Below are 12,147 nucleotides of genomic sequence, written 5' to 3'. Positions count from 1 at the left end.
ATCATCATCCCTTCAACCAGCTTTTTCGCAGTGCAAAAAGCTCCCTCAGATCGTCGGTAGACATTTCCGTTATCCACTGCTCCGATTGACCGACGACTTGGTCGTTCAACGACTGCTTCCGCTCGATCATCTCGTCGATCTTCTCCTCCAGCGTGCCAAGCGTAATGAACTTATGCACGTGAACCTCTTTCGTCTGTCCGATTCGGAACGCCCGGTCGGTCGCTTGATTCTCGACCGCAGGATTCCACCAACGGTCAAAATGGAACACATGGTTCGCAGCGGTCAGGTTAAGACCCGTGCCGCCCGCCTTCAGCGAAAGCACAAAAGCGCAGCAGGGCTCCTCTGTATTTTGGAATTGCTCGATCATTTGATCCCGCTTCGCCTTCGGCACACCGCCATGCAAATACGGCACAGGCAGGCCAAGTTTCTCCTCCAGCAGCTGCTGGAGCTGATGCCCCATTTCGATATATTGCGTAAAGATGAGGCAGCGCTCGCCTTCGGCAGCTATCTCCTCGCACATTTCAAGCAGGCGTGCTACTTTATTCGAACGGTCGACTTCCCATAAAGCGGTTTTTTCCTCATCCGCAAGAAGAGAAGGATGATCGCATAACTGCTTCAGCTTCGTCAATGCGGCAAGAATGAGCCCTCTTCGCTGCATCGGTCCGAGCTTATCCAGATTTTCCAGCAGGTCTGCGACCAAGTTCTCGTACATGGCGCCTTGCTCTGCCGTTAACGTCATGTAGGTTTTCGATTCATTCTTATCCGGCAACGAAAGCTGTATCGTAGGGTCCTTCTTGATTCTGCGCAGCATAAATGGCTTCACCCAGCGCTGAAGGCCGGCGATCAGCTTCTCGTCCCGCGTTTTCTCGATCGGCGTAACGACTTCCTTCCGGAATTCGTTAATATTGCCCAAATAACCGGGATTAATGAAGTCATAAATCGACCATAGCTCAGTCAGCCTATTCTCCATCGGTGTTCCCGTCAGCGCAATGCGATGACCTGCCGGCAGACGCCTAATTGCTGTTGACTGCTTGGTATATATATTTTTAATGTTTTGCGCCTCATCTAGGCAAAGCGCATCCCAATCGACTAAGCTTAAATCCTCCTCGTCAAGCTGTGCGAGCGAGTAAGAGGTAATGACCAAATCCGCGCCTGCGACTGAGTCGCGGAATTGATCTCCCTTATCCCGCTTATTGCCATAATGCAGCATCACCTGAAGCGAAGGCGCGAACTTCTCCAGCTCCTTCTCCCAGTTGCCGATTACCGACGTAGGACAAATGAGCAAAGATGGGCCGCCAGATTGCAGCTTTCTCTCCTTCAAATAGACGAGGTAAGCCATGAACTGAATCGTTTTGCCAAGTCCCATATCATCCGCAAGCACGCCGCCGAGCCCGAATCTTCTTAGAAACAGCAGCCAAGATACACCCTCAAGCTGATAGGGGCGAAGCTCGCCCAAAAATGATGGCGGTATTTCGGCTAGCGGAATTTGTGAGGTTTGCTGCAGCTGCGCAAGCCAAGACGTTAAATGCTCATTCAGCTCGACCTCCGCTTCCAGGTCATGGTCCAGCTCGCCTGTATCATCGAGTGGAATTCCGCCTTTGAGATGCATTTCCAGAACGTCACGGAATGAAAGCCCCTTGCGCTTGCCCATTCGCTTCAGCCATTGTTTGATTTGTGTCACATCCTGCGGGTCCAAATGAACCCACTCGCCGCCAATATTGAATAGCCTGCGGTTCTGCTCCGCCAGATGGAGAAACTCCGCCTCCGTCAAATTGACATCGCCGAGCGCAAGCTTCCAATCAAATTGAACGATTTGATCAAGCCCAAACATCGGCTGCGCCGCCGATCCTACGGACGACTTCATCTTGGCCCTCAGCCGCAGCTTCCGCGAGCGAACCGCTTCCCACCAGCCTGGCAGAAGCACCGGACAGCCAGCTTCGAGCAGACGTACGCTTGCTTCCTCCAAAAATTTCCACGCTTCATTGTCGGACAGCAGCTCCCTGAGCTTGCTTTCATCATGCGCATCCTTCAGCTCCGGCAGAGCCGTCGTCCATTTCAGCTGCTCCTTGGCAAGCTTCCCTTCTAGAAGCGGCAGCCATTCTGCCGGAATCGTACGGCCATCCTCGCTGTCCGCCTCCCAGCCATCCGCGTTTTCATTCAGGCGTATGGGCAGCCATGAGCCTCCCTCACGATCCTGAAGCACCGGGCGAAGCCGCCAGAGGGACGACTCCATAGGCTCTACGAGCTGAAGTGCGGTGCGGAAAGGAAGAACATCCTTGCGCAGGCCAATCGCGATCAGCCAATCTTCCTCGTCGGCAGATTTCCTTCTAAGCACCGCTTCGCCTGAAGCTGTGCCGATATTTTTCCATGCGCTTGCAGCCTGCTCGTTTTCTACGAGCATTTGCTCGACAGCACCGCTTAACCATTGCTCAATTCCTTTATCGCCGTTTTGAAGCGCAGCCCGCACATTATCGTTCCATGCCTGGTTTAGATCGATCTCTTGCTCGGGAATGGCCACTCGCCAGCTTCGCACCTCATCCGTCCAACGGTCCCAATCGGGCATAAACCAGCCATTGATCAATACGGTACGTATTTGCTCTGCCATCCTCATCAGAACAGACAAACGATCCGTCCATTCCAATTGAAGCAGACGCACATGCTGCGGCGAAGACAAATAATCCATCGCAAGCAGCGGCGGCACTTTCAGCAGCTTGCGTTCACCTAAGCTAATCTCTTCAATATCCGCCCCATACCAGGATGCCTTATGCCATGCAAACAACAAGGAGCGCAGTTTGCCATCGGCCGCATCCTTCCGATCGACTGCGCTTAACAGAACGGAGGCATCGCCTTCATCCTCGTTCCAAAATCCGTCAATCATTAACTTACGCGCGCCAATGTATGTTTTCATGTAACGATTTTCCCTTTCCACAGCTCTTCCTGAAAAGCTCTAAGCCGCTGATGCTTCCGTACAAGTCCTGCTATATATTGATCCCATCTCAGTACATCTTTATCTGCTTTATACAAACGCTCTAATTTCTTCAGCTGCTTCACTGCTATTCGGTAACCCTGCCGATTGCGAGTCTGAATGGATGCCTCTACCGACTGATGATAAAGCGGCATTAACGCTCGCGGCGCAAGCTTCGCAATTTCACGCAGCGCATGGGCGCCAACATCCTCCGGACGAGAGCCTACGAGCATCTGCAGATCAGCCCATTCCTCATAACGCTTCTGATCCAGCCAATGGTCAGATAATTCTGAATAGGAATGGGGCAGCAATTGCGTCATATAGTCGGTCCAAACCTCCAAATCAGGACGGTCAAGATCGGCTCTACGGCACAAGGTTAGAAACGGACCCACCGATCGGCCATTTTTCACTTTATTGACACGCTCGAACAGAAAGCTCATCCAGTGCTGGACAAGATCCCATTTCCCTTCTTCCATCCGCTGTGCCGCACACGGATACATCACCTTTTGCGAACGCTCAAAGCTCGTCAAAGAAAAATGATGAATCGCTTGCTCGTCTTTCCGATCAAAAAAGTACATGATGCCGATCGCGGTATGAAGAAACGCCTTGTTGACGCCCTCCGCTTCCGCTTCTTCAGCCTTCGACAGCTCGACCATCGAGGCCAGCTCACGCTCAAACCAGCTGCGATTTTCCGAAAGCTTCTCGCAGAAGGCCAAATAAATATATTCCCAGTCAAAGAGCTGCCGCTCTGTGCTTGATGCCCAAATTTTCACATGAGCGATCAACGCATCCGCCCAAGCCTCTTCCTTCGGCTCCATCGCAGCTGGCGTCAATTCGGATATTAGCGTATATAGATGCTCCACCCAAGGCTCTGCCATTCGGATGAACGACATTTCATGATAATATCGGCTGAACGAATCAACCGTATTAATGGCCCTCTCCGCTTGCTCCAGCACAAATAGGATGGCCGTTGACCAGTGCAATCGCTGCATGGGCTTCTCCCAATCCTTGGTCAGCCCCTTCAATGAAGATAATAACGGCTGAAGGGCATGCAAGGAATGCCGGCACTTCCGCCACACTTCGCCATGCGTTTCCTCCATCCAGATCAGCCACTCTTCAGCTGTTGCGAGCGTACCTGGATCACGGGGCGCGACAGGCGCTTGCGGCTGCTGATCAGCCTTCGCAGCCTGAGAATGGTTAAGCAGCGAACTAGCTGATGAGAGTCCTAATAAGCGGAAATAGGATCGCTCCGCAAGGCTATGCCCGCCTTCCTGCTGGCTGCAATATTGAAAATAAACGGCAGCCATATGTTTGCAAAAACCCGTATACGGACAGGTACATGAGCTGTACCGCAAATTACTGGCATCCAAGATAACGGCATAAAGATCCGAGCCCTGAACGACGCCATATAAATGATCATGGCTGCCCTCATTCGCGCTGTTCACTTTGCCTTCCATGTAATATTGCCAGCCTCGCTTCATAATCGTCGTTTCGACGTGAACGTTTAACTGTTGTTCAATCAGCGCGTGCAGCTTTTCATTGAGGTGCATTAGAGACATTCACCCGCTTCCTTTCCGTTCACTTGCATTCTTTCTATTATACCAAGCCGAAACGGCTGTTGCCATCATTTGGCGCCAAAGAAATAAAAACGCCTTCCCGACTATTAGGATCAGTCGGTAAGGCGTCGCTAAGTATTATAATGGCATTTTCACGATAAAGGTCAATTTCCCGGCAGGCTCCGCTGTTACGTATACGTCGCCTTTGTACTGCTTCGCGATCGATTTGACAATGGACAGCCCTAAACCCTGATGGTCCTGCTCCTTGGTTGAATAGCCCGCTTCGAAAATCGGCTTCGCTATCGCTTCATCCGCGTTTTCGCATGTGTTCGTGACCGTAAACTCAAGGAAATCGGCCGTCTGCTTGCCGACAAGCGTTACATGCCGGCAATCCTCGGCATATTTAAGCACCTCGTCAAACGCATTATCGATCAAATTGCCGAGCATGCGATTGACATCCAGCGTTTTAACGCCCATCTCCTGCATATTAAGTCCTGTAAACGAGCAGCTGAACTGTATTTTATTGCTCTCCGCTTGTGAAATTTTCGAGCGTACGAGCGCTGCAATGGCCGGATTTCCGATATTGATAATATCGTTCATCATCCGAATGTCGCCGGTCAGCTCCTTCGTATACGCAACGAGCTCCTGCGATTTATCAAGCTCCGCCAGTGAATGGATCGTCTGCACATGATTCAAGAAATCATGTCTTTGTGCCCTTATCGACTGGAACATTTGATTGATCTCTTCGACGTAGGTTTCTTGCGTGACACGGACTACCTTATCGCGCGAGTGTCTGTAGTATCTCATCGCAACAACGGCTATCATCAAGCTTAAGACGGTTACGATAACGATGATAATGCCTAAATTGAGAAACTGCGAATCCAGCTTTTCTTGAATAATATGATAATCAGAAGTAAGCATCAGCACATAGCTATTCATCGGCTGGCCGTCCCGATCCGTAATATTGATGCCTTTTTCGTTAACGAATGTCGGAATGTACATTTTGTAAATTTCTTTGCCATCGACATTTTGGCGTAGGGTAACTGTTTTTTTCGAGAAATAGGCTTTGCGCACCATGCTTGTATCCTGCGCAGTTTTTATCGTATATGAGCCATAAAAGATCGGCTCTTGTACTTTATGACCTTGCACAAGCCCCTCCGGGTTAATCGTCTCTTTCCCATCCGGGAACGTTTCCGGGTTAATGAATGCAATTTCTAATAAGGAATCGCTGTTTTGGATCGAATTTTCGATCATGCGATGAACGCCCGTGGCGTTCTCATATGCTTCCTGCCGCTCATAATCCACATATGGATCAATAATATAATTGGTTGCTCCGTCGTAATAGTAGCCCCATTTGTTGAGCTTGTCTACATCGGTTGTAGATACCTCGAACGGTCCGCTCCAGAAATTCGGAAGCGATTGCCCAAGCCAGTCCACAGAAGCATTCTTGTTCTCGAACAGCTGGTTAAACACCTCGTACCACGGCTTCCACGTTTTGGTGCTCGTATTCACTTGATTCTCATTTGATGATTTGTATAATACGATGTCATCTGGCAGCTTCTTGAGAAGCGTGATATGGCTGAGATCCAGCTTGTCGCGCAGCTCCATCAGCTGCTCTGACGTTACCTTCTCGATATCGGGATCAAGCGCATATTGGATGGCGATCGAAGCGGTGCGCAGTTCGCGTCCAATCTGATTTTGGAATTGCTCGGAGCCTTCGCGAGATTGCTCAAGGGAAATTTGCAGTCGATTTGCATGATTCAGGAGTTCTTCGTTAAAAGAGTCTTCCAGCGTTTTTTTGGTAAGAAAATAATAAGCCGTATTATTCAATAAAACTAAAACGACGATAACGCTGATCGCCACTAGCCATATGTTGCGTTGCATCTCCTGCATCTTGCCCTTCTATCTATATTAGCATTCATTATGTAGCATCCTAATCCAAACGACAATACTCTTTGCACTAACAAGTAATAACAAATGCGCGTGCAATCGAAGAGAAGGATGAGGCAGCTAAGGTTTAGGTTTAACCGATGATCTTTTTCCATAATAAACGAACGGCCCATTTGCGTTCCTGACGTTTCTTATAGCGCGGAAGCATGCGGTAAATGCGCAGCCCTTCCTCGGTCGTACGCTTTGCTTCCTGCGCGTTTCCGAGCTTCTTATAAATAGTGGTGAGCTGATCATAAGCTTCGCAAGACGAGGAATTGATCGCTTGAAAATCCTTTATATACGTAAGTGCCTTATCGATCTGATCCTTCGAATAATGGGACGCTAGGCGCAAATAAGGAGCGCCGTATTTGACTCGCGGATTAAGTCCCAGCCCGCGAAGCATGCAGGCTGCGCCTCTTTCCTCGTCTCCTGTATACAAATAGCTCATGCCTAAGTCATCCCAGAACTCAGCGGAATCCTCCAGCGTATGCTGCATCGGTTCAAGCCATCGTAAAGCCTCGCTGTATTTCTTCCTCTCGAGCAGCAGCCGGGCAAGCTCATGCTTAGAGGACACATCATTTGGCGAGCTGTCTATTTGTTGTCTTAGTTTTCTTATTCTCGACATTCTCTTTAACGGTTTAAATAGGCTTGGCGTTAACCCGACAAAGCGCCGGTCCAGCATATAAAGCAGGATAAGCATAACGAGGATTGCGATAAATGGGTTGCCGAACAACCATATCAAAAATACGAAAAGACTAAATTTTAACATCTTATCCCCCTAAAAATATGGTCATTGATTCCACCTTGTACTCAAAATCCTGCGTTTTATTGTACAAATATGGTTCGATTATACCATAATTCTAACGATTATTGAGCAAATCTAGCAAATTGTCACTATATCTAAGATGTGAATAATAAATAGGCTAATAACTCAAACTAGTCGCGTTAAAAGGCATTTGCATAAATTGGAGGATGAAAATGTTATGACATCAAATGATACGCCAGATCAAACGCTGACAACGAGGCAGGGCCACCCCGTCACTGACAATCAAAATATTCGTACCATCGGCAATCGCGGCCCTTCGACGCTAGAGAACTATCATTTTATTGAAAAAATCTCACACTTTGACCGCGAACGTATTCCTGAACGTGTCGTGCATGGGCGCGGCGCTGGGGCACATGGCTATTTTGAAGCCTACGGGAAGCTGGGCGATGAGCCCATTGCAAAATATACGAGAGCCAAGCTCTTTCAGCAGGCTGGCAAGCAAACGCCTGTATTCGTTCGATTTTCAAGCGTCATCCACGGCGGACATTCCCCTGAAACGCTTCGGGACCCGCGCGGCTTTGCTACAAAGTTTTATACGGAGGATGGAAATTGGGATCTGGTTGGCAACAATCTGAAAATCTTTTTCATTCGCGATGCGATGAAGTTTCCCGATATGGTACACGCCTTCAAGCCTGATCCCGTCACGAATGTGCAGAGCATGGAGCGCTTCTTTGATTTTGTCTCGCAATCGCCAGAAGCTACGCATATGATTACGTTCCTCTTCTCTCCTTGGGGAATACCGGCTAATTACAGGCAAATGCAAGGCTCAGGCGTCAATACATACAAATGGGTTAATGCCGAAGGCAAAGGCATCCTTGTCAAATACCACTGGGAGCCGAAGCAGGGCATTCGAAACCTAACCCAGACGGAGGCCGAGAAGCTTCAAGGCAAAAATTTCAATCACGCCACTCAGGATTTATACGAGGCAATCGAGCGCGGTGAATATCCGGAGTGGGAGCTTCAAGTACAATGGATGAGCGACGACGCGCATGACGAGCTTGATTTCGATCCTCTTGACGATACGAAGCTGTGGGACCCCGAGCTGTTCCCGATGCTGCCGGTCGGCAAGATGGTGCTGAACAAAAACCCGGAAAATTACTTCGCAGAGGTGGAGCAAGCGGCGTTCGGTACTGGCGTTTTAGTGGACGGTCTCGATTTCTCCGACGATAAAATGCTGCAAGGCCGCACATTCTCTTATTCCGATACGCAGCGGCATCGCGTTGGCACCAACTATCTTCAATTGCCGATCAACGCACCGAAGAAGGCTGTCGCCACCAATCAGCGAGACGGACAAATGGCTTTCTACATCGATATCGCACCAGGACAAAATCCGCATGTCAATTACGAGCCTTCTACGATGGGTGGATTAAAGGAAGCAGATCGTTCAGGAGAACCGCATGAGCCGTTCTACTCGGCTAAGCTAACTAAAGAGCCTATCGATCGCCAAAACAATTTCAAGCAAGCCGGTGAAACCTATCGCAAATTCGAGCAATGGGAGCGCGACGAGCTCATTGAAAACTTAGTAGACGCGCTCAGCAATTGCAGTACGGTTATTCGCGAGCAAATGATTCGGCACTTCACGGAAGCCGATAGCGAATACGGCAATCGTGTAGCAGAAGGCCTTAAACAAGCGGATAAGAATCATAGCGATAAAGGGCATGTCGGCACAACGCCAGCCAATGAAGGCATGGAGATCGCAAGCGAGCTTGGCCATTCCACAGATGGCTATTGAAAAAAATGAAAGTGTATTTTTTCAAGCGAGCAGCCCCTTGACGAAAGCGCTTTAAATTAATATGATGTTAATATTCAAGGGAATGATCGCAAAGGTCATTTGTTTGATTTCACGATCATCCATAACCAATTGGCGTGTTACTCAACCTATGAGGCATGAGCCAAGAAGAGACTACCATCTAATTTTGAATTAGAGCGGTTTTCTTTTCTTGGCTCTTTTTTTTTGCCAATTGGGCATCTTACTAACAAAAGGAGGGATTTCAAGCATGGCTCGCGCATTTCGGGTAGAACGTGCAATCGGCAACAATGTACTATTGACGGCCGATCTGCAAACCGAGAGAGAATACGTCATTTTCGGCAAAGGACTTGGCTTCTCGCTCAAAGCCGGCCAAACCATTGCTAGTACAGATCCCCGCATTGAGAAGCGATTTCGCTTAGACGATACCGAGCAGATGAAGCAATACCACTCCTATCTGGAGGAGATTGATCCAGGAATCATCGAGGTGACGGAGCGGATTGCGGATCATATCAAACAGAATACAGGCGTTGATGTGAATCCAAAGCTATATTTCGCCTTGCCGAGCCACATCCAATTTGCCGTTTATCGGCTTCGTAACGGCATGGATATTGTAAATCCATTTCTAAACGAGACAAAAAAGAACTTTCCCATGGAATATGAAATCGCTGCTCGATTAGCCGAATGGATCAGCACGCAATTCGAAATTGAGGTCCCTGAGGATGAGATCGGATTTCTATCGTTTCATATCCATTCCGGCATTCACAACGTGCCCGTTGGGCAACTTATTAAGCAAACAGACCAACAATAGGAGGACTTGAACATGCTATCCAAACTATTTGGAAAATCAAAACAAAAAACGATTGAGATTTTGGCCCCTTTAACAGGAAAGGTTGTGCCGTTAACGGAGGTGCCCGATGAAGCCTTCGCAGGCAAGCATATGGGCGATGGGCTCGCGATTGAGCCAGCTGAGGGTGAAATCATCGCACCATTCGATGGTACCGTATCCCATCTCATCCATACGAATCATGCCATCATCATTGAGCATGCATCTGGCTTACAGCTTCTTATTCATATCGGAATCAATACTGTCGCGTTAAACGGCGACGGCTTCCAAGCGCGAGTAAGCTCAGGCGACACCTTCCAAGCGGGTGATACGCTTATAACCTTTGACCGGGACAAAATCGCGGCGGCCGGCTATTCCTCGGTCACGCCTATCGTCATCGCCAATGAGGATGATGTGAAGCATCTCCAGCATATGGTCACTAGCGGCAATGTCACTGCCGGGAAAGAGATTCTGCTTCGTGCAGAAATGAACAGCTAGACCAAAGCCCACAACTTCTAAGAGAAAAGAGGACGATCGCACATGCTGGCCTTTCTACAAAAAATAGGTAAAGCACTAATGCTGCCAGTTGCCGCGCTTCCCGCGGCTTCCATCCTGCTCCGTTTCGGCAATATCGATTATGTGAAGGACTTCCATATGGGAAGCGCAGGACAATTCATTAATCAGTACATCGCGCCGTTTCTTGCTGCTGGCGGCTCCGCCATCTTCGATCACCTGCCGCTGATCTTCGCAGTCGGCGTTGCAATCGGCCTTGCCGGCGATGCCGTTGCCGCGCTGGCAGCCGTCATCGCTTATCAGGTGCTTATCACGGTTCAATTGAAAGTCCCTCTCGTCTTCACGGGCATCGTGGGAAAAGATGTTGTCCTGAACATGGGCGTTCTAGGCGGGATCATTGCAGGTCTTATATCTGCTTATTTATACAAACGGTTCCATACGATAAAGCTGCCGGATTGGCTTGGCTTCTTCAGCGGCAAACGATTTGTACCGATTATTACCTCGCTTGTAATGGTAATCGTTGCCCTCTTGCTTGGCCTCGTATGGGGTCCTGTGCAAAATGCGCTGGATTCATTCGGCCGCTGGATCGTTGACTTTGGCGGAATTGGCTCCTTTGTTTTCCTTACGGCTAACAGACTGCTTATTCCAACCGGCCTGCACCATGTCATCAATTCGATCGCTTGGTTCCAAATTGGCGATTATACGGATGCCGCAGGCAAAGTTGTGCATGGCGATTTGACCCGTTTCTTCGCAGGGGACAAAACGGCTGGCTTGTTCATGACCGGCTTCTTCCCGATCATGATGTTCGCGCTGCCAGCCGGTGCGCTTGCCATCATTCATACGGCACGCAAGGAGAAACGAAAGATGGTCGCCTCCATATTTATCGGGACCGCCTTCGCCTCCTTCCTGACCGGGATCACAGAGCCGCTCGAGTTTGCCTTTATGTTCGCAGCGCCGTTTCTGTTTGTCATTCATGCTCTGTTAACCGGTTTGTCAGGCTTCATTCTTTATCAGCTCGACGTAAAGCACGGCTTTGGCTTCTCTGCCGGATTTATCGATTACGCGGTCAACTATCCGCTCGCAACAAATCCGCTGCTGATCATTCCGGTCGGTCTTGCGTTTGCGGTCATATATTATTTGTTATTCCGCTTCATGATCATTAAATTCAACATCAAGACTCCTGGCCGCGAGGACGAATCTGCTGAAGAGAAGAAAGCGGCAAGTGCAGCATCTCCCGCCGATGGCGGCAGCAAAGCAGCCAACGTGCTGCATGCGCTTGGCGGTTCTTCCAACATTGTAGGTTTGGACGCTTGCATCACAAGGCTGCGCTTAGTTGTGAAGGACGAGACTGTGGTCAACGATTCACAGCTTAAAGGGATGGGTGCAGCTGGCGTTATTCGTTTAGGCAAAGGCGCCGTACAGGTTATATTCGGCACGCAATCCGAACAGCTCAAAGATGAAATTAAAAAAATACTGTAACTATACAGCTAATAGGAGTGGAAAAACCGATGAAAAATAGCTTTACGATCCAAAACCCATTCGGCATTCACGCAAGACCGGCACGTAAAATCGTCGAGGCCGCAAAAACATTCGCAGGCGCCGTTACGCTTGAGAAGGATGGCAAAAGCTTTAATGCAAAAAGCCTCGTTCATGTCATTTCAGTCGGAGCAAGGCAAGGAGACAGCATTACGGTAACTGCTGAGGGCGAGCATGCGGAGGACGTTATTTCTGCTATTGGAGCGATATTAATTTCTGTCGAGCAGCATTCGGAAAAGGGGCAATAAA

8 protein-coding genes and 1 pseudogene are annotated in these 12,147 nt (G+C 49.1%); 5 read left to right on the top strand and 4 right to left on the bottom strand.

What is annotated here, in order from left to right; translation table 11 throughout:
* Positions 1 to 4: 4 nt before the first annotated feature.
* The 4 genes from HI950_RS13900 to HI950_RS13885 all read right to left on the bottom strand — a co-directional run bounded on the left by HI950_RS13900 (position 5) and on the right by HI950_RS13885 (position 7,219).
* Positions 5 to 2,908 (bottom strand): DEAD/DEAH box helicase, encoded by a 2,904-nt coding sequence (locus HI950_RS13900; RefSeq protein WP_169085263.1) that lies wholly within the window; start codon positions 2,906 to 2,908, stop codon positions 5 to 7.
* The gene (locus HI950_RS13895; protein ID WP_169085265.1) at positions 2,905 to 4,524 is read right to left on the bottom strand and encodes an SWIM zinc finger family protein; all 1,620 of its coding nucleotides are present in this window, start codon (positions 4,522 to 4,524) and stop codon (positions 2,905 to 2,907) included. Before HI950_RS13895 ends, HI950_RS13900 begins: the two co-directional genes overlap by 4 nt.
* Before the next feature lie 135 nt (positions 4,525 to 4,659).
* A complete protein-coding gene (locus HI950_RS13890) occupies positions 4,660 to 6,414 on the bottom strand; it encodes a sensor histidine kinase (protein WP_223285279.1) in 1,755 nt (584 codons plus the stop codon).
* Between the two features lie 130 nt (positions 6,415 to 6,544).
* Positions 6,545 to 7,219: a tetratricopeptide repeat protein gene (locus HI950_RS13885; RefSeq protein ID WP_169085267.1), complete on the bottom strand. Its 675-nt coding sequence runs from the start codon at positions 7,217 to 7,219 to the stop codon at positions 6,545 to 6,547.
* A 235-nt stretch (positions 7,220 to 7,454) separates the two neighbouring features.
* Here HI950_RS13885 and HI950_RS13880 point away from each other — a divergent pair.
* The 5 genes and pseudogenes from HI950_RS13880 to HI950_RS13860 all read left to right on the top strand — a co-directional run.
* Positions 7,455 to 9,008 (top strand): annotated as a pseudogene (locus HI950_RS13880) (catalase); the annotation flags it as partial.
* Positions 9,009 to 9,273: 265 nt separating this feature from the next.
* A complete protein-coding gene (locus HI950_RS13875; RefSeq protein ID WP_169085271.1) occupies positions 9,274 to 9,834 on the top strand; it encodes a CAT RNA binding domain-containing protein in 561 nt (186 codons plus the stop codon).
* Positions 9,835 to 9,846: 12 nt separating this feature from the next.
* Complete coding sequence (locus HI950_RS13870) at positions 9,847 to 10,347, top strand: PTS sugar transporter subunit IIA (RefSeq protein WP_169085273.1); 501 nt, start codon at positions 9,847 to 9,849, stop codon at positions 10,345 to 10,347.
* Between the two features lie 42 nt (positions 10,348 to 10,389).
* Positions 10,390 to 11,841 (top strand): N-acetylglucosamine-specific PTS transporter subunit IIBC, encoded by a 1,452-nt coding sequence (nagE, locus tag HI950_RS13865; RefSeq protein ID WP_169085275.1) that lies wholly within the window; start codon positions 10,390 to 10,392, stop codon positions 11,839 to 11,841.
* A gap of 29 nt (positions 11,842 to 11,870) precedes the next feature.
* Entirely contained in the window at positions 11,871 to 12,146 is a 276-nt protein-coding gene (locus HI950_RS13860; RefSeq protein WP_169085277.1) for an HPr family phosphocarrier protein, read from the top strand.
* Position 12,147 lies beyond the last annotated feature (1 nt).

It is taken from the genome of Paenibacillus sp. PL91, assembly GCF_012935325.2.
Classification (GTDB): domain Bacteria; phylum Bacillota; class Bacilli; order Paenibacillales; family Paenibacillaceae; genus Pristimantibacillus.
Note: the sequence above shows the minus strand (reverse complement) of the source record. Positions and strands in the feature narration are given on the sequence as shown.